A 17,264-nucleotide genomic window follows, 5' to 3' on the forward strand; every position below is an offset into this window, starting at 1 on the left:
GCGGGGCGACGATAGCTGTTCCAGACTGGGTTGTCGTCAACCGCCGTAACGGAACGTCGCGCGGCAAGAGCATATGACCTAACGAAAAGGGCGCCCGGATTGCTCCGGGCGCCCCACTCGGCGAACTGATGCTCCTTCCCCGAAGGGGAGGAGGCGCGATCAGGCGCTGTAATACATGTCGAACTCGACGGCCGACGGCGTGGTTTCCCAGCGCAGCACTTCCGGCCACTTCAGTTCGAGGTACGATTCGATCTGGTCGACGGTGAACACGCCGCCTTCGAGAAGGAAGGCATGGTCGGCCTGGAGCGAATCGAGCGCTTCACGCAGCGAACCGCAGACGGTCGGCACTTCGGCGAGTTCGGCCGGCGGCAGATCGTAGAGGTTCTTGTCCATGGCTTCGCCCGGGTGGATCTTGTTCTTGATCCCGTCGAGACCGGCCATGAGCAGCGCGGCGTAGCAGAGGTAGGGGTTGGCCATCGCGTCGGGGAAGCGGAATTCCACGCGCTTTGCCTTGTCACCCGCACCGTAGGGGATGCGGCACGAAGCGGAGCGGTTGCGGGCCGAGTAGGCCAGCAGCACCGGAGCTTCGTAGCCCGGCACCAGGCGCTTGTAGCTGTTGGTGGTCGGGTTGGTGAAGGCGTTCAGGGCCTTGGCGTGCTTGATGACGCCGCCGATGAAGTACAGGCACATGTCCGACAGGCCGGCGTAGCCGTTACCGGCGAACAGCGGGTTACCCTTGTCCCAGATCGAGATGTGGGTGTGCATGCCCGAGCCGTTGTCCTTCATGATCGGCTTCGGCATGAACGTGGCGGTCTTGCCATATGCCTGTGCGACCATGTGGACGACGTACTTGTAGATCTGCATGCGGTCGGCAGTGGTGACCAGCGTGCCGAAGGTCAGGCCGAGTTCGTGCTGGGCAGCAGCCACTTCGTGGTGGTGCTTGTCGCAGGGCAGGCCCATTTCGAGCATGGTGGTGACCATCTCGCCGCGGATGTCCACGGCCGAGTCAACCGGAGCGACCGGGAAGTAGCCGCCCTTGGCGCGCGGACGGTGGGCAAGGTTGCCGGTGTCGTAGGACTTGTCCGAGTTGCCGGGCAGCTCGATGTCGTCGATCTTGAAGCCGTTGCCTTCGTAGCCGTCGTAGAACTTCACGTCGTCGAACATGAAGAATTCGGCTTCGGGGCCGACGTACACGGTGTCGCCGAAACCGGCCGACTTGACGAAGGCTTCGGCGCGCTTCGCGGTCGAGCGCGGGTCGCGGGCGTAGAGGTCACCGGTCGAGGGTTCCACGATGTCGCAGAACAGGATGAGCATCGGGGTGGCCGAGAACGGATCGACGTAAACGGCGTCGAGGTCGGGCTTGAGGATCATGTCCGACTCGTTGATGGCCTTCCAGCCCTCGATCGACGAACCGTCGAACATCAGGCCGTCTTCCAGCTCGTCCTCGCCGAGGATCGAAGCGACCATGGTGAGGTGCTGCCACTTGCCCTTCGGGTCGGTGAAACGCAGATCAACCCACTCGATCTCTTCGTCCTTGATCCTCTTGAGGACGTCCTTTGCACTAGCCATTAGAGTAGTCTCCAGTGATGCTCTTCCGATCCCGAAAGAGGCTTGGGTTTGTCATTGTCCACGGGACGTCCCCGGCCCCCGCCGGTTCATCCCGATCCGGCCGAAGCCGGGCAATAGGATTCCGGCCTGCGCCGGGATAAATGCGATAAGCGGGGGCTGACCCCTATATTACAGGGCGTCGTCGTCCCGTTCGCCGGTGCGGATGCGCACGGCGGTTTCGACGGGGACGACGAAGATCTTGCCGTCACCGATGCGGCCGGTCTGGGCGGCGTCGGCAATGGCTTCGACCACGCGTTCGGCCAGCGCATCGGGAACGACCACTTCGAGCTTCACCTTGGGCAGGAAGTCGACCACGTATTCGGCGCCGCGATAGAGCTCGGTATGGCCCTTCTGGCGGCCGAAGCCCTTCGCCTCGGTGACGGTGATACCGGAAACGCCAACTTCGTGCAGTGCTTCCTTCACTTCGTCGAGCTTGAACGGCTTGATGATAGCTTCGATCTTTTTCACGCCAGTGTTGACCCCTGCATGCTCCCGGATGTTTTCCGAAGACATTCCGGTCCGGGAACCGGATGCCTCGCGCGCGATTCCCATCAAGAATCGTGCCAATGCGGATGTTCCTCTGGTAGGCGAAGTGTGCAGCCGCGAAAAGACCGGAATCGCACGTTTTACCAACCCCGGTAAGCAGACTCATGCGGGTAAGTACCCGGTTGGCGACATTATGTGTTCAAGATATGAGCACGCCCTGCCTTAAAATTGTGCATGGGCGTAAAAATGCCCTGGTAGGCGGGCTGGTGGGCAGACGTGGTTGGTTAACGCAAGAAGGCGCCGGAGACCGCGTGGGTTTCCGGCGCCTTCTTGCGTTAAGGATATGTCGGAACGAAGTCGGCTCCCTGCCGACCAGGCGTTCTCAGAGCCGCAGGCCCGCTGTCTCGGGAAGACCGGCCATCAGGTTGAGGTTCTGCACTGCGGCGCCGCTCGCCCCTTTGCCCAGATTGTCGAGCGTGGCGACGAGACGGGCCTGAGAGCCGTCCTTCGCGCCGAGGACCCGCAGCGTCAGGCTGTCCACCGGCTCCATGGAGGCGCGCAGCAGCAATTCGTCGGGCTGGTCGTCCACCACGGTGACGATTTCGCTGCCGGCATAGAAGCCGGAGAGCGCGGCGCGCAGGTCGGCAGGCGTTCCGGCACCGGACATCATCGAGAGGTGCAGGGGGACTTCCACCAGCATCCCGCGATGGGCAGGTACCACCGCCGGTGCGAAGATCGGGGCGTGAGCGAGGCCGACGTGCGTCGTCATCTCGGGCACATGCTTGTGGCCGAGCGCCAGGCCGTAAGCGCGGAAGGCGATGTCGCGGTCTTCCTCGAAACGGCCGATCAGCGCCTTGCCGCCGCCCGAATAGCCGGAGACCGCGTGGCAGACGTAAGGCCAGTCAGCCGGGAGCAGGCCCGCCTTGACCAAGGGAGCGACCAGCGCGATGAACCCGGTCGGGTAACAGCCGGGATTGCTGACGAAACGCGCGGCGGCAACGGCCTCTCGCCCGATCACTTCGGGGAAGCCGTAAGTCCAGTCCGGTGCCACGCGGTGCGCCGAGGAGGCGTCGATCACGCGGGTCGTGTCATTGCGGATCATGCCGACGGCGGCTTTCGCTGCATCGTCGGGCAGGCAGAGGATCACGAAATCCGCCGCGTTCAGTGCTTCGGCGCGGGCATCGTCGTCCTTGCGGCGGGCATCGTCGAGGACGATCAGTTCGAACTCGGCGCGGCCCTCGAGCCGCTCGGCGATTTCGAGGCCGGTGGTGCCGGCCGCGCCGTCGATGAAGACCGTCTTCGTCATCAGTCTTGCGCCTTCAGAGCATCGAGCGGGAGATAGCCGACCTGGCCGTCTTCGCCGAACTGGCCCCAGGCCCAGTTTCCGGCGATGTCGAGCACGTTGAAGGTTTCACCCTCGGGCAGGTCGCGAATCGGTTCTGCATCCGCGCGTCCGGTAACGCGCAGCACCGCGCCGGCCAGGATCGCGTGCGGCATCGGCACGGCGTAATGCGGTACGAAGCAAAGCCCGGCGAGCTTGATATGCGCAAGGTCGCCGCGCACGGGCAGGCATCCGGGATCCGCGGTCACGCTCGGCCCGGTCATGGCAAGCAGCCCATCGATCCGGGGAGGGCGGGTATAGGAATCCTCAGTGGCCAACGCGGGTGCTTCTCCAAATGCAAAGATGCGCGCGCTTAGCGGGGGCGTGGCAAAGACGCAAGTTCAGCCACGTTCGCCAGTGTAGCGCTGCTGCAACATGTACCATGCCGCGCGCAGGCCCAGGGCATCGCCGCCCTTGGGACGACCCGGCTTCGAAGCGGGGCGCCAGGCGAAAGTATCGAAGTGCGCCCAGTCGAGCCCCTTGGCCACGAAGCGGTCCATGAACAGCGCTGCGGTGCTGGCTCCGGCGAAGCCGCTGGACCCGGCATTGTTGATGTCGGCAATGTCCGACTTCAGGTAATCGCGGTAGCCGTCGTAAAGCGGGAGGCGCCAGCAGGGATCGTCCACGCCGAGCCCGGCGTCAAGGATGGCTTGTGCGGTGGCATCCTCGCGGGCGAACAGGGCGGGCAGGTCCGGTCCTACGGCCACGCGGGCAGCGCCGGTGAGGGTGGCGAAATCGATCACCAGTTCCGGTTCCTTCTCACTCGCGCGGGTGAGCGCATCGCCGAGGATCAGGCGGCCCTCGGCATCGGTGTTGCCGATTTCCACGGTGATGCCGGCGCGGCTGCGCAGCACGTCGCCGGGGCGGAAGGAATTGCCCGAAATGGCGTTTTCGACTGCGGGGATCACGAGGTGGAGGCGCACGGGAAGCCTGGCGCCCATGATGAGGCGCGCCAGGGCGAGGGCATGGGCAGCGCCGCCCATGTCCTTCTTCATCAGCAGCATGCCCGCGCCCGGCTTGATATCCAGCCCGCCTGAATCGAAGCATACGCCCTTGCCGACGACGGCGATCCGGGGATGCTTGGGATCGCCCCATTCGAGTTCGATCAGGCGGGGGGCATGGGCGCGGCCCGCCGCGCGGCCGACGGCATGGACCATCGGGTATTCGCGTTCGAGCATTTCTCCGCGCGTGATCTTCACCTCCGCGCGGAAGGCCTTGGCGAGCGATTCCGCTTCGGATTCGAGCTGGCCCGGACCCATGTCCTCGGCCGGGGTGTTGACGAGATCGCGCACGAGTTCGATCGCTTCGGCTTCGGCGATCACGGCGTCGATCGCCTTGACCTCTCCGGTGAGGAGAATGCGTGGGCCTTCCTCGGAAGGATCGGACAGGTAGCGGTCGAAGCTGTACTGACCGGCGATCCAGCCCAGCGCAGCCTTGCCCGGTTCGCCCGAGGCGCGGCGATAGGTTCCAGCGGGCAGGACTTCAGCCAGCCTGGCAAGGCACCAGGTCGACAGCTTGGCCGGGTCGGCCACGCCGGCGGCGACGAACCAGCCGTCTCCATCGGGCAGGATTGCGTGGCTGCCGGCCGCGCCTGCGAACTTCTGCGCTTCCAGCGCGGCGCGCTGTGGAACCGACAGGCCCTTGATGAATTGCTCCAGTCCATCCTTGCCAATGAGGTGGAGGGCGACGGCCTTCTGGCCGCGATCGGGCTGAATCAATGCGTTCTTGTCGGTCATGGCCACATTCTCTAGCCTTCCCGCAAGCATGAGCCGAGAGGAAAAATGATGCGATTTGGTGCCTGGTGTCTTGTCTCCGCTGCAACGGCTGCCCTGCTCCTGGGCGGGTGCAAGGGTGAGGCGCCGGTCGCCGCCACTTCGGATGCGGCCTCCGGCGAGGCGATGGCCGAAACCGAAGCCGCTACCGAGCCCGCCGCGCAAGCCAGCGAAGTTCCGGTGGGGGGCGGCCGCGAGGAGAAGGTGGAGAACGACCTCTACGAGTTCAGTTATTCCTATCCCGATGCGGCGGGCGCGATCCCGGGTCTCAAGGCGAACCTCGACAAGCAACTGGAACAGTCCCGCGCGGATCTTATCGGCAGCGCGAAATCCGGACAGGCGGAATCGAAGCAGAACGACTATCCCTACCATGCCTACAGTTATGGCGAGGACTGGAAGGTCGTCACCAGCCTGCCGGGCTGGCTCTCGCTGTCTTCGGAAATCTATACTTATTCCGGCGGCGCGCACGGCATGACCATCTTCGATACCCTGCTGTGGGACCGCCAGGCCGAGCAGGCGCGCAAGCCGATCGACCTCTTCACCAGCAAGGAGGCGCTCTCGAAGGCGCTGCGCACGCCGTTCTGCGCCGCGCTGGACAAGGAGCGCGTCAAGCGCCGGGGCGGCCCGATCGACAAGAGCGATGACATGTTCTCCGAATGCATCGATCCGATCGAGCAGATCGTGATCCTGGGCTCGGCCAACGGCAGGACATTCGATCGCGTCGGCCTGCTGGTCCCGCCCTACAATGCCGGGCCGTATGCCGAGGGCAGCTACGAGGTGACGGTTCCGGTAACGGGCGCGGTCATGGCGGCGCTCAAGCCGCAGTACCGGTCGAGCTTCTCGGTCGCAAAATGAGGTGAGGGAAACGCAAATGCGCGAGGTCACGCACGATCTCGCAATTTGCGCGTACAATCGTTATGTACCCCTCATGACCGAATACCAGATCGTCGAACCCGGAAGCGAAACCGTCCTGCGTGACGGCACCATCAAGCTGCACGGCCCCGAGGGCTTCGAGGGCATGCGCAAGGCCGGGCGCCTTGCCGCCATGATCCTCGACGAGATTGCGCCGATGGTGCAGCCCGGCGTGACCACGGCGGCGATCGACGACAAGGTGCGCGAACTCACGCTCGATGGCGGTGCGGTGCCGGCGACGCTCGGCTACCGGGGCTATGCGCATTCCTGCTGCATCTCGATCAACCATGTGGTCTGCCACGGCATTCCGTCGGAAAAGACGATCAAGGACGGCGATATCGTCAATATCGACGTGACCCCGCTGCTCGATGGCTGGCACGGTGACACCAGCCGCATGTACCTTGCCGGCGACGTTTCGCTGAAGGCGCGCCGTCTGGTGGACGTGACTTACGAGTGCCTGATGATCGGCATCGAACAGGCCCGGCCCGGCAACCGGGTGGGTGATATCGGCGCGGCCATCCAGGCCCATGCCGAATCGTTCCGCTACGGCGTCGTGCGGGAATTCTGCGGCCATGGCCTGGGCCGTTTGTTCCACGATGCGCCGGAAGTGGTCCATGCCGGCCGCCCCGGCACCGGTCCGCTGCTCAAGCCCGGCATGTTCATGACCATCGAGCCGATGATAAATCTTGGCAAGCCGCCGGTTAAGCTTCTGGCCGATGGCTGGACGGCGGTCACCCGCGACAAGTCGCTTTCAGCGCAGTTCGAGCATTCGATCGGCATTACCGAGACGGGCTGCGAGATATTCACCACCAGCCTCAAGGGTCTCCACAAGCCCCCCTACGCCTGAGCCTCGTCGCCCTCGGGCGGATCGGAGCCGATGAAGTCATCGCCCCGGCGCATGTCCGGGGCGTGACCTGACGCCTGCGCCATGACAGCCTCCCGCCCGGAAAAAGGGAAGGGAGAGCTATGGCGACCGCGGCGATGGACCTGACCGGCGGCGTTCCCGAGGATCGCGAGTATGTCGTGGCGAAAAAGCCCGACGAAGGGCTGCGCGATGCGGTGAACGTCTGGATCGAGGAAGAGAACGGCCTTTTCGCCATGCGCATCGGCGTGGAAGCGGTGGGCAATGCCTGGGACCGGCACGAGTTCTGGCTGGACGTCGCCTTTGCCGATGGCCGCCTGCTATCCAGGCGCGGCGATGGTGAAACCCATTCGCCCTACGGGGCCGACGGTCGCCCTACCGTGCGCGGAACCGGGCCGGTGCGGTTCGAATGCATCGAGCCGTTCCGCAAATGGATTGCCACCTACAAGGGGCAGGCTGCCGAGACCTCGGCGCAGCAGGTCATCGACAATCCCGATTTCGAGGAAACCTGCTGGACCGATCTCGAGATCGCGGTGGAGATGGAGATGGCGGCACCGCCTTGGGTGCCGGGTTCGCTCCTGCCGGAGGCTGCCGCGGCGCTGGGGGGCGAGCAGGGCAGTTTCATGAGCCCGCGCTACGAACAGTTGTTCCGCTGCACGGGAACGCTCACTCTCGATGGCGAGACCCGCAGGTTCAACGCCAACGGACTGCGCATCCGTCGCACCGGCTTTCGTGCGTTTGCCGGGTTCTGGGGACACTGCTGGCAATCGGCGACATTCCCGGACGGCCGCGCATTCGGCTTCAACATCTATCCCCCGCGTGAGGATGGCGAGCCGAACTACGCGGAAGGATGGATCATCGATGGCGAAGGCGTGCGCGTACCTGCCCGACCCGTGGAAGTGCCATGGCTTCGCCGCTTCGTGACCGGCGACGAGGACGTATCTTTCGTGCTGGAAACGATTGACGGTCGCCGCATCGCGATTGCGGGGCGAACTTTCGTCAACACCCGCTCGCGCGGCGGTTTCGCCAAGCCGGTGGATTGGCCTGCGGACTTCCCGCTCGTCCAGCAGAGCCATGCATTCTACACCTGGGACGGTGAGCGGACGACCGGGATGATCGAACGATCGAGCAAGCCCAGCGTGATGGAGCCTTAGAAAGGCCGCGCGGAGAAGTGTTTCCGCCTCCCCGCGCGGCGGATATCAGCCGAGATAGATGCCCGCGGGATTGCCGGTGACGCCGGATTCCACTTCGAACAGCGCGCCGTCGAATTCGGAATCGGGCAGGCCGGTCGCCGCCGAGGTCACGAACATGCGGTCCAGCTTTTCGCCTGCGAAAGCGATGTTGGTGATGCGCCTGGCCGGAAGCTCGATCGAGCGCTCGCGCGTGCCGTCGGGAGCAAAGCGGCTGATCCGGCCGCCGTCCCAGTGTGCCGTCCAGAGATAACCTTCGGCGTCCGTGGTCATGCCGTCGGGATAGCCGTCTTCCTCGGAGAAGCGGATGAATTCCTCGCGCGAATGGGCACCGCTCTCGTCCAGGGCGAAGCGGTAGATCACCCGGCGGCCCGAATCGGCATGGTAGAGCCACTGGCCGCAAGGCGAGAACGCCGGGCCGTTGGGCACCGTGTAGTCGGTGTCGATCACCTGCCATTCGCCCGAGGGCGAGAGGCGGTAGAGCGAGCCGGTCACTTCTTCCTCTGCCATGTCCATCGTGCCGCACCAGATCGCGCCGTGGCGGTCGGCCTTGCCGTCGTTCATGCGGTTGCCGGGCAGGTGGGGCTCGGGATCGTTACGCTCGGAAATCGTCAGCGGGTCGAGCGTGATATTGGCCACGCCGTCCTGGAAGCCGCCGATCAGGCCGCCTTGCGCGCGCGGAGCGACCCAGCCGAGGCGTGCGGGCATATCCCAGCGAGTTACCGTGTTGTCCGCGAGGCTGAGGCGGTTGAGGGCAGGGGTGAGGATGTCGACCCAGTAGAAGGCATTGTCGCGCTCGCACCAGAGCGCGCCTTCGCCGAGGGTATCGCGCACGTCGCGATCGATCTTGCGCCAAAGCGTCATGAGAACTCTCCCTATGCTGTGAAAACGGTTCGGCCCCCGCCCCCGCCTTTCCCTTGTTCAGGGACAGGCAGGGGCGGGGGCCGATAGGTCATCCGGCGGCTAGGCCGGACAGGATATCAATCGGAGCCAAAAGTCAGTGATTGTCGCGCGGCAGGCCCATGGTCTGGGCGATGCGCTGGTACTTTTCGGCGCCTTCGAGGATGGCGCCGGTGTTCATCTGGCCGACCACCGAGCGCTGGATTTCCTGCCACGGGGTCTGCGAGGCCGGGTAGGCATAGCCGCCCTTGGCTTCGAGAGCGGCGCGGCGGGTCGCCAGTTCCTCGTCGGAGATGAGCACGTCCACGCGGCCCTTCTTGAGGTCCATGCGCACGCGGTCACCGGTTTCGAGCAGGGCGAGACCGCCCATCGCCGCCGCTTCGGGCGAGGCGTTGAGGATCGAGGGGCTGCCCGAGGTGCCCGACTGGCGACCGTCACCGATGCACGGCAGCGAGTGCACGCCTTCGGTGATGAGGTACGAAGGCGGACGCATGTTCACGACTTCGGCTGCACCCGGATAGCCGATCGGGCCGGCGCCGCGCATGAACAGCAGGGTTTCGGGGGTGATGCCGGTCGCCGGATCGTCGATGCGGTGGTGGTAGTCCTCGGGACCGTCGAACACCACGGCATTGCCTTCGAAGGCATCCGGGTCTGCGGGGTTCGAGAGGTAACGGTCGCGGAACTCCTTGGAGATCACGCTGGTCTTCATCACGGCCGCGTCGAACAGGTTGCCCGACAGCACGAGGAAGCCGGCTTCTTCCACCAGCGGCTGGTCGAAGGGCTTGATGACCTTCTCGTCCTCGATCGTCGCGTCGCGGCAGTTGTCGCCCATGGTCTGGCCATTGACGGTCATCGCGTCTTCCTTGATCAGCCCCTGGCCGATCAGCTGCGCGACGACGGCGGGTACGCCGCCTGCACGGTAGTAGTCCTCGCCGAGGTATTCGCCGGCGGGCTGCAGGTTCACCAGCAGCGGGATCTTGTGGCCGTAGGTTTCCCAGTCCTTGAGCGGCAGGTCGACACCGATGTGGCGCGCGATCGCGGCAAGGTGGATCGGGGCGTTGGTCGAACCGCCGATGGCGGCGTTGACGACGATGGCGTTATGGAACGCGTCGAGCGTCATGATGTCCGAGGGCTTGAGGTCCTCGTGAACCATGTCGACGATGCGCTTGCCGGTGCGCCATGCGCATTCCTGGCGGTCACGGTAAGGCGCGGGGATCGCGGCCGAACCGGGCAGCATCATGCCGAGCGCTTCGGCGAGCGAGTTCATCGTCGTCGCCGTGCCCATGGTGTTGCAGTAGCCGGTCGACGGGGCCGACGAGGCGACGAGCTTGATGAAGCCGTCCGCGTCGAGTTCGCCGGCGGCCATCATCTCGCGGCCCTTCCAGACGATCGTGCCCGAACCGGTACGCTCGCCCTTGTGCCAGCCGTTGAGCATCGGGCCGACCGAAAGCGCGATCGCCGGGATGTTCACGGTTGCCGCCGCCATCAGCAGCGCCGGGGTGGTCTTGTCGCAGCCGGTGGTCAGCACCACGCCGTCGAGCGGGTAGCCGTAGATCGCTTCGACCAGGCCGAGGTAGGCGAGGTTGCGGTCAAGCCCTGCGGTCGGGCGCTTGCCGGTTTCCTGGATCGGGTGGACCGGGAATTCCAGCGCAATGCCGCCCGCTTCGCGAATGCCCTCGCGAATGCGCTCGGCCAGCACGATGTGATGGCGGTTGCAGGGCGACAGGTCGCTGCCGGTCTGGGCGATACCGATGATCGGCTTGCCCGAGCGAAGCTCTTCAAGGCTGATGCCGAAGTTCAGGTAACGCTCCAGGTAGAGCGAGGTCATGTCGATGTTGTCGGGATTGTCGAACCAGGCGCGCGAGCGCAGCTTGGGAGCGGTCTTGTCGGTCATGGGCGTTCGTTTCTTTTCGGGTCAGCGCGAAGAAGTGGAAACGCGGTAGATCATGACATGCTTGTAGGGCTTGCCGGGATCGACGCGGGTGGAAGGGAAGTTCGGGTGATTCGGCGAATCCGGGAACTTCTGCGGTTCCAGTGCGATGCCGTCGCCCATGCGGTAGAGGTGGCTGTTCTTGCCGATGAAGGTGCCGTCCAGGAAGTTGCCGGCGTAGAACTGCACGCCCGGTTCGGTCGTCAGCAGTTCGAGCACGCGGCCCGAAGCAGGATCTTCGAGGCGGGCGGCCAGTTCGGGAGTCTTGGTCACGCCCTTGTCGAGCGCGAAGTTGTGATCGTAGCCACGGCCCATGACGATCTGCTCGTCCTTGCCGTCGCGGATGCCTTCGCCGACCAGGCGGGCCTTGCGGAAGTCGAACACGGTGCCGGTTACGTCACGCAGTTCGCCGGTGGGGATCAGCTTGTCGTTGACAGGGGTGTAGTGGCCGGCCGGGATCGTCAGCAGGCTCTGCAGGGCGTCGCGCGGGCTGCCTTCGCCGGCCATGTTGAAGATGGCGTGATTGGTCATGTTGAGCACGGTCGGCTTGTCGGTGGTCGCTTCGAACACGACCTGCAGGTTGCCCTTCTCGTCAAGCGAGTAGGTCACCCTGGTCTTCACCGTGCCGGGATAGCCCGAATCGCCGTCGGGGCTGACGAGCGAGAACACCGCCGTCGCCACCGGGCCGGACTTGATCGATTCGACCTTCCAGTTCTGGACGTCGAAGCCCTTGCCGCCGCCGTGCAGCGACTGGCCGTGATCGTTCTGGGGAAGCTGGTAGGTCTTGCCGTCGAGCGTGAACTTGCCGTCGGCGATGCGGTTGCCGTAGCGGCCGATGGTGGCGCCCCAGTAATTCGGGCGCTTTTCATAGCTGGCGACATCGTCATAGCCGAGCAGGATGTCGGCCGACTTGCCCTCGCGGTCGGGGGCCATCATCTTCCACAGCGTGGCGCCGTAAGTCAGGATCGTCGCCGAGACGCCGTTGGCGGCCTTGAGCGTGACCGCGCTGACTTGCGTGCCATCGGAAAGTGCGCCCGCCGGAGCCTGCGAGGCATCGGCGGCGAGTGCCGGATTCGAAAGGGAAAGGGCTGCAATGGCCAGGGCTGGGGCGGATATCGCCGTGCTTACAAACGCCTTGCGCAGTTTCCTCATTGCCCTAGCTCCCATATCTTTGTGTAAGTCGATTCTGCATCTTGGTTTCCGACGCGGCCCATTGACGACGCCGTGTCGCGCATATAGTCCGACAAATAGAAAGAGCGCAAGCCGGTTTGCCGCAGGGCACGGCGCGGTTCTCTGGTAAAGAGAGGATAGTCATGCCCCCAGTGGTTTCATCTGGAGATGCCCCGGTGCTTCACGCGCAGCCAGCGGGCGTCCGCTACGGCCCGGCGCTGACGCTGCTTGCCAGCCTGTTTTTCATGTGGGGCTTCATCACCGTCATCAACAACACGCTGCTGCCGCACCTGCGCAGCGTGTTCGACCTGAGCTACACCCAGACGACGCTTATCGAATCGGTGTGGTTCATCGCCTATTTCGTGGCCTCGATTCCCTCGGCGAAGCTGATCGAACGCGTCGGCTACCAGAAGTCGCTGGTCACCGGCCTGCTGATCATGGCCGCCGGCGCGCTGGGCATGATGCTGGCTGCCAGCATCCCGTCCTACGGCATCACGCTGGTCATGCTCTTCGTGATCGCCAGCGGCATCACCCTGCTTCAGGTTGCGGCGAATCCCTATGTCGCCGTCGTCGGCAAGCCCGAGACCGCGTCCTCGCGCCTCAACCTGGTGCAGGCGCTCAACTCGGCCGGCACCATGCTGGCCCCGCTGTTCGGCGCCTACCTGATTCTTGGTCGTTCCAAGAGCGGGACCTCGGCCGCCGGCACGGTCCTGACCGATGCCGAGCGTCTGGCTGACGCCCATTCGGTGATCCTGCCTTACGCGCTGGTCGCGGTGGTGCTGGTCATTCTGGCCGTGGTGATCGCCAAGTTCCCGCTGCCCTCGATGGGTACGGCGAACTCGCGCCTTGCCAAGGAGCAGCGCAAACACCTCTCGCTGTGGAATCACCGCAACCTCGTATTCGGCATTCCCGCGATCTTCATCTACCTGATCGCCGAGATCGGCGTGGCGAATCTCTTCGTGAACTTCGTCAGCCAGCCCGACATCGCCAACCTGACGCATGAACAGGCGGGCAAGTACCTTACCTTCCTGTGGGGCGGCATGATGGTCGGCCGTTTCGCGGGCTCCGCGATCATGCAGCGTTTCGACGCGGGCAAGGTTCTGGCGTTCTTCTCGGTCGGCGCCTTCGCGGTAATGGTCGTGACGATCTTCGCCCATGGCCCGGTTGCGATGTGGTCGCTGATCCTTGTCGGCCTGTTCCACTCGATCATGTTCCCGACCATTTTCACCCTCGGCATCAAGGGCCTTGGCCCGCTGACCGAGGAAGGCTCGGGCCTGCTGGTCATGGCGATCGCCGGCGGCGCGCTGGTGATCGTGCAGGGGTGGCTGGCCGACAACTTCGGTCTCCAGAACTCGTTCATCCTGACCGCGGTATGCGAACTCTACGTGCTGTTCTACGCTCTGTGGGGCAGCAAGGTCACGAACGCGGAACCGGATCTGGTTCCCGAGGGGGCCGAGTAATCCGCGCTATCCAGCGTCAACGAAAAGGCCCCGGCGAGCGATCGCCGGGGCCTTTTCTTTTTTTGGATTATGGATGGGCCCGGACTTGGTCCGGGCGCGTTGGCGTCGGGCTTACTTTTTCTCCATGGCGCTGCGCGTGTCCTCCAGTGCCAGATCGACCAGCACGTTCATCGCTTCGGCAGCGGTCGCCGCATCCCCGGCGGCGATCGCGTCATAGACGCGGACGTGATCGGGGATCGGGTTGCGGGGCAGGGCGCGGGCCCGCTGCTTGAACTGGGTGGTCCAGTTCACCGCAGCACCGATCGAGGCGCTGAGCACGAGCAGGGCGTCGTTGCGGGTGGCCTGGAGAATCGCGTTGTGGAAGTCGCGATCCGCCGCGCGGCCGGCCTCGGTGGTCAGGGTGTGCCGCCGCATCGCGGCCAGCGCATCCTTCATCGCCTTGAGGTCGTTCTTGTCCCGGCGCTGCGCGGCAAGCCGCGCGGCGGCAGGCTCCACGATGGCGCGCAGTTCGAAGAGGCTGCGCACGAACTCGATGTCCGGCTCTCCCGCGAAGGCCCAGCCGAGCACTTCGGGATCGAGCAGGTTCCAGCGGTCCCTCGGCAGCACCCGCGTTCCGGCCTTGGGGCGGCTGGCGACCAGGCCCTTGGCGGTGAGGACCTGAATGGCTTCCCGATAGGCGCTGCGCGAGACCTGGAGTTCCTCGGCGAAGGCGACTTCACCAGAAAGAATGTCCCCGGGCGCATATTTGCCGGACAAGATGGCCGTTCCCAGTTTATGGGCGATCGCACCGTGCAGGCGGCGGCCCGGACCCCGAGCCTCGTCGGCCGGCCTTGCACTTTCTTCATCGTTCACGAAATTGGCTTCTGACACTGTTATTGGCACCTCCCGAAGGGAACGTAACAGCCCTTCTCACGCGAAGGAACGACAAACATTGCGTTTCCTGTGCGCTGGGAATATGTCGGAGTAAATAGGGAGACCCCAAATGACCGAATTCCGTTCCATCGTGGCCGAAACCGGTGAGCCGCACGGCGAACCTCTGGCCGTGAACGGCCCCGCCGACGTCGCCGCAGCCTGCGCCGCCGCTGCCGCTGCTTTCGACACTTATCGCGCCACCGATCGTGAAACGCGCGCTGCGTTCCTCGAACGAATCGCCGACGAGATCATCGCCATCGGCGATTCGCTGATCGAAGCCTACATTGCCGAAAGCGGACTGCCCCGTGGTCGCGGCGAGGGCGAGCGTGGCCGTACCGTCGGCCAGCTGCGCCTGTTCGCCGATGTCGTCCGCAAGGGTCAGTGGCAGCAGCTGCGTATCGATCCGGCTCTGCCGGACCGCGCCCCGCTGCCTCGTCCCGACCTGCGCCTGCGCATGATTCCGGTGGGTCCGGTTGCCGTGTTCGGCGCCTCGAACTTCCCGCTCGCCTTCTCGACCGCCGGTGGTGACACCGCTTCGGCGCTCGCCGCCGGTTGCCCGGTCGTGGTCAAGGGTCACCCGGCCCACCCGATCACCGGCAGCCTGATTGCCGCCGCGATCACCAAGGCCGTGAAGGACGCCGGTCTTCCCGAAGGCGTGTTCCAGCACCTCGTCGGCCCGTCGAACGAACTCGGCGCCGCGCTGGTCCAGGATCCGCGCATCATGGCGGTCGGCTTCACCGGCTCGCGCGGTGGCGGTCTCGCCCTCGCCAAGCTGGCCCAGGCCCGCGAAGTGCCGATCCCGGTCTATGCCGAAATGTCGAGCATCAACCCCGTCCTGCTGCTTCCCGAAGCGCTGAAGGCACGCGGCGAAGCGCTCGGCACCGCTTTCGTCGGTTCGCTGACGATGGGCGCCGGCCAGTTCTGCACCAACCCCGGCCTGATCCTGGCTGTCGAGGGTGAAGGCCTGGACGCCTTCGTCGCGGCCGCCACCGGCGGTGTTGCCGAAGCCAAGCCGCAGACCATGCTCACCACCGGCATCGCCGCTGCTTATGCCAAGGGCGTCGAAGCGCTTGAAGGCAATGCCGGCGTCGAAACCATCGCCAAGGGCGAAGAAGGCAGCAAGACCACCGGCGGTGCGATCCTGTTCCAGACCACGGCTGCCCAGTTCCTCGCCGACAAGGCGATCGGCCACGAAGTGTTCGGCGCTGCGTCGATCGTCGTGCGCTGCAAGGACGAAGCCGAACTCGCCGGCCTGCTCGAAGGCCTGGAAGGCCAGCTGACCGCCACCCTGCACATGGACGAAGCCGACGAAGCCGCCGCTTCGCGCCTGCTGCCGGTGCTGGAACGCAAGGTCGGCCGCATCCTCGTCAACGGCTGGCCCACCGGCGTCGAAGTGTGCCACGCGATGGTGCACGGCGGCCCGTTCCCCTCGACCACCGACCCGCGCACCACGTCGGTCGGCAGCATGGCGATCGACCGCTTCCTGCGCCCGGTCAGCTACCAGAACTTCGCTCAGGGCCTGCTTCCGGCAGAACTGCGCGACGCGGCCTTCGGTGACGGCGCTCCCCGCCTGATCGACGGCGCACTTACCCTCTAACCAGTCCACTCAATCCCTGCGGCGCGCTCCCCCAAGAAGGCGCGCCGCAGATAGGGCCAAGAGCCCGGGAGAGATCTCCATGACCTACCTTCGCCTGCTCCAGCATCGCGCGCCTGACGGCGTGCGCTCCGTCATTCTTGCCGAGGGCGATGCCGCCCACTTCCTTCAGGGCGTCACCAGCACCCGCGAACTCGCCCAGCGCGCCATCGCCGAAGGCGTGACGCTGGCCGAAGCCGCCAAGGCTGCCGGACAGGGCGAAGCGGTCGACATCAAGGCCGAATTCGCGGCCGGCAACCTGCTTGCCCCGATCGACCACGAAGATTCCGCACACCTGCTGATGACCGGCACGGGCCTGACGCACCTCGGTTCGGCCGAGGGTCGCAACAAGATGCACCAGGCTGCCGCCTCGGGTGAGCATGTCACCGATTCCATGCGCATGTTCCTTGAGGGCCTTGAAGGCGGCAAGCCCGCCGCGGGCACCGAAGGCCAGCAGCCGGAATGGTTCTACAAGGGCGACGGTCAGCTGCTCGTCGGCCCCGGCGATGCGCTGACCATGCCCGCCTTCGCCAAGGACGGCGGCGAAGAGCCGGAACTGGCGGGCATCTACCTCGTAGGCGAAGACGGCCATGTCTACCGCCTCGGCCTCGCGCTCGCCAACGAGTTCTCGGACCACGTCACCGAGCGTCACAACTACCTGTGGCTTGCGCACTCGAAGCTGCGCCAGGCCGCGCTCGGCCCGGAACTGCTGCTGGGCACCCCGCCGGAGAAGATCGAGGGCACCAGCAAGATCGTGCGCGGCGGCGAGACGATCTGGGAAAAGCCCTTCCTCTCGGGCGAAGGCAATATGTCGCACACCTTTGCGAACCTTGAGCATCACCACTTCAAGTACGACCTGTTCCGCCGTTCGGGCGACGTGCATGTCCACTTCTTCGGCACCGCGACGCTCTCGTTCGCCGACGGCGTGACCACGCAGGAAGGCGACGTATTCGAGATCGACGCCGCACCCTTCACCCTGCCGGTTTCCAACCCGCTTGCCCGCGCTGCCGCTTCGGGCGAGGCGACGACAACCGTGAAGGCGCTCTGA

General features: G+C 65.2%; 15 protein-coding genes. 6 read left to right on the forward strand and 9 right to left on the reverse strand.

Annotated elements, in window-relative coordinates; all coding sequences use genetic code 11:
- Positions 1–159 precede the first annotated feature (159 nt).
- The 5 genes from glnA to ACLIMP_RS04905 form a co-directional block, all read right to left on the reverse strand.
- A complete protein-coding gene (gene glnA / locus ACLIMP_RS04885) occupies positions 160–1,569 on the reverse strand; it encodes a type I glutamate--ammonia ligase (protein WP_132469864.1) in 1,410 nt (469 codons plus the stop codon).
- Between the two features lie 168 nt (positions 1,570–1,737).
- A complete protein-coding gene (locus ACLIMP_RS04890; RefSeq protein WP_008832116.1) occupies positions 1,738–2,076 on the reverse strand; it encodes a P-II family nitrogen regulator in 339 nt (112 codons plus the stop codon).
- Positions 2,077–2,476: 400 nt separating this feature from the next.
- The gene (gene argC / locus ACLIMP_RS04895) at positions 2,477–3,400 is read right to left on the reverse strand and encodes an N-acetyl-gamma-glutamyl-phosphate reductase (protein ID WP_054436985.1); all 924 of its coding nucleotides are present in this window, start codon (positions 3,398–3,400) and stop codon (positions 2,477–2,479) included.
- Positions 3,400–3,699 carry an SH3 domain-containing protein gene (locus ACLIMP_RS04900; RefSeq protein WP_324698999.1) on the reverse strand — a complete coding sequence of 100 codons (300 nt, stop codon included), beginning with the start codon at positions 3,697–3,699 and terminating at the stop codon, positions 3,400–3,402. Before ACLIMP_RS04900 ends, argC begins: the two co-directional genes overlap by 1 nt.
- A gap of 117 nt (positions 3,700–3,816) precedes the next feature.
- Positions 3,817–5,211: a leucyl aminopeptidase family protein gene (locus ACLIMP_RS04905; protein WP_324697902.1), complete on the reverse strand. Its 1,395-nt coding sequence runs from the start codon at positions 5,209–5,211 to the stop codon at positions 3,817–3,819.
- A 45-nt stretch (positions 5,212–5,256) separates the two neighbouring features.
- Between ACLIMP_RS04905 and ACLIMP_RS04910 the strand changes: the two genes are divergently transcribed.
- The 3 genes from ACLIMP_RS04910 (at position 5,257) to ACLIMP_RS04920 (ending at position 8,175) form a co-directional block, all read left to right on the forward strand.
- A complete protein-coding gene (locus ACLIMP_RS04910; RefSeq protein ID WP_324697904.1) occupies positions 5,257–6,102 on the forward strand; it encodes a DUF4163 domain-containing protein in 846 nt (281 codons plus the stop codon).
- Positions 6,103–6,175: 73 nt separating this feature from the next.
- Entirely contained in the window at positions 6,176–7,006 is an 831-nt protein-coding gene (gene map / locus ACLIMP_RS04915; RefSeq protein ID WP_054436987.1) for a type I methionyl aminopeptidase, read from the forward strand.
- 119 nt (positions 7,007–7,125) lie between these two features.
- On the forward strand, positions 7,126–8,175 hold the full coding sequence (locus ACLIMP_RS04920) for a DUF7064 domain-containing protein (protein WP_054436989.1): 1,050 nt from the start codon (positions 7,126–7,128) through the stop codon (positions 8,173–8,175).
- A gap of 45 nt (positions 8,176–8,220) precedes the next feature.
- On the opposite strand, the gene ACLIMP_RS04925 is transcribed toward ACLIMP_RS04920, so the two are convergent.
- The 3 genes from ACLIMP_RS04925 to ACLIMP_RS04935 form a co-directional block, all read right to left on the reverse strand.
- On the reverse strand, positions 8,221–9,075 hold the full coding sequence (locus ACLIMP_RS04925) for an SMP-30/gluconolactonase/LRE family protein (RefSeq protein ID WP_324697908.1): 855 nt from the start codon (positions 9,073–9,075) through the stop codon (positions 8,221–8,223).
- A 133-nt stretch (positions 9,076–9,208) separates the two neighbouring features.
- Positions 9,209–11,005 (reverse strand): IlvD/Edd family dehydratase, encoded by a 1,797-nt coding sequence (locus ACLIMP_RS04930; RefSeq protein WP_054436992.1) that lies wholly within the window; start codon positions 11,003–11,005, stop codon positions 9,209–9,211.
- Between the two features lie 21 nt (positions 11,006–11,026).
- Positions 11,027–12,193 carry an aldose epimerase family protein gene (locus tag ACLIMP_RS04935; RefSeq protein ID WP_324697910.1) on the reverse strand — a complete coding sequence of 389 codons (1,167 nt, stop codon included), beginning with the start codon at positions 12,191–12,193 and terminating at the stop codon, positions 11,027–11,029.
- Positions 12,194–12,354: 161 nt separating this feature from the next.
- On the opposite strand from ACLIMP_RS04935, the gene ACLIMP_RS04940 reads away from it, so the two are divergent.
- Positions 12,355–13,671, forward strand: a complete 1,317-nt coding sequence (locus ACLIMP_RS04940; RefSeq protein ID WP_443478079.1) for a sugar MFS transporter — start codon at positions 12,355–12,357, stop codon at positions 13,669–13,671.
- A 111-nt stretch (positions 13,672–13,782) separates the two neighbouring features.
- Here the strand turns inward: ACLIMP_RS04940 and ACLIMP_RS04945 are convergent, their stop codons facing one another.
- On the reverse strand, positions 13,783–14,523 hold the full coding sequence (locus ACLIMP_RS04945; protein WP_054437029.1) for a FadR/GntR family transcriptional regulator: 741 nt from the start codon (positions 14,521–14,523) through the stop codon (positions 13,783–13,785).
- Positions 14,524–14,653: 130 nt separating this feature from the next.
- Between ACLIMP_RS04945 and ACLIMP_RS04950 the strand changes: the two genes are divergently transcribed.
- Both ACLIMP_RS04950 and araD1 read left to right on the forward strand, forming a co-directional pair.
- Complete coding sequence (locus ACLIMP_RS04950; protein WP_054436996.1) at positions 14,654–16,180, forward strand: aldehyde dehydrogenase (NADP(+)); 1,527 nt, start codon at positions 14,654–14,656, stop codon at positions 16,178–16,180.
- A gap of 79 nt (positions 16,181–16,259) precedes the next feature.
- Positions 16,260–17,264: an AraD1 family protein gene (gene araD1 / locus ACLIMP_RS04955; protein WP_185998125.1), complete on the forward strand. Its 1,005-nt coding sequence runs from the start codon at positions 16,260–16,262 to the stop codon at positions 17,262–17,264.

The organism is Novosphingobium aeonii (assembly GCF_052279045.1).
Classification (GTDB): domain Bacteria; phylum Pseudomonadota; class Alphaproteobacteria; order Sphingomonadales; family Sphingomonadaceae; genus Novosphingobium.

Bases quoted from the DNA above. Each gene is read 5' to 3' on its own strand.
- ACLIMP_RS04900 (WP_324698999.1), bottom strand. From the start codon at position 3,699: ATGACCGGGCCGAGCGTGACCGCGGATCCCGGATGCCTGCCCGTGCGC.
- ACLIMP_RS04925 (WP_324697908.1), bottom strand. From the start codon at position 9,075: ATGACGCTTTGGCGCAAGATCGATCGCGACGTGCGCGATACCCTCGGC.
- argC (WP_054436985.1), bottom strand. From the start codon at position 3,400: ATGACGAAGACGGTCTTCATCGACGGCGCGGCCGGCACCACCGGCCTC.
- ACLIMP_RS04935 (WP_324697910.1), bottom strand. From the start codon at position 12,193: ATGAGGAAACTGCGCAAGGCGTTTGTAAGCACGGCGATATCCGCCCCA.
- ACLIMP_RS04930 (WP_054436992.1), bottom strand. From the start codon at position 11,005: ATGACCGACAAGACCGCTCCCAAGCTGCGCTCGCGCGCCTGGTTCGAC.
- ACLIMP_RS04905 (WP_324697902.1), bottom strand. From the start codon at position 5,211: ATGACCGACAAGAACGCATTGATTCAGCCCGATCGCGGCCAGAAGGCC.
- map (WP_054436987.1), top strand. From the start codon at position 6,176: ATGACCGAATACCAGATCGTCGAACCCGGAAGCGAAACCGTCCTGCGT.
- glnA (WP_132469864.1), bottom strand. From the start codon at position 1,569: ATGGCTAGTGCAAAGGACGTCCTCAAGAGGATCAAGGACGAAGAGATC.
- ACLIMP_RS04920 (WP_054436989.1), top strand. From the start codon at position 7,126: ATGGCGACCGCGGCGATGGACCTGACCGGCGGCGTTCCCGAGGATCGC.
- ACLIMP_RS04910 (WP_324697904.1), top strand. From the start codon at position 5,257: ATGATGCGATTTGGTGCCTGGTGTCTTGTCTCCGCTGCAACGGCTGCC.
- ACLIMP_RS04940 (WP_443478079.1), top strand. From the start codon at position 12,355: ATGCCCCCAGTGGTTTCATCTGGAGATGCCCCGGTGCTTCACGCGCAG.
- araD1 (WP_185998125.1), top strand. From the start codon at position 16,260: ATGACCTACCTTCGCCTGCTCCAGCATCGCGCGCCTGACGGCGTGCGC.
- ACLIMP_RS04950 (WP_054436996.1), top strand. From the start codon at position 14,654: ATGACCGAATTCCGTTCCATCGTGGCCGAAACCGGTGAGCCGCACGGC.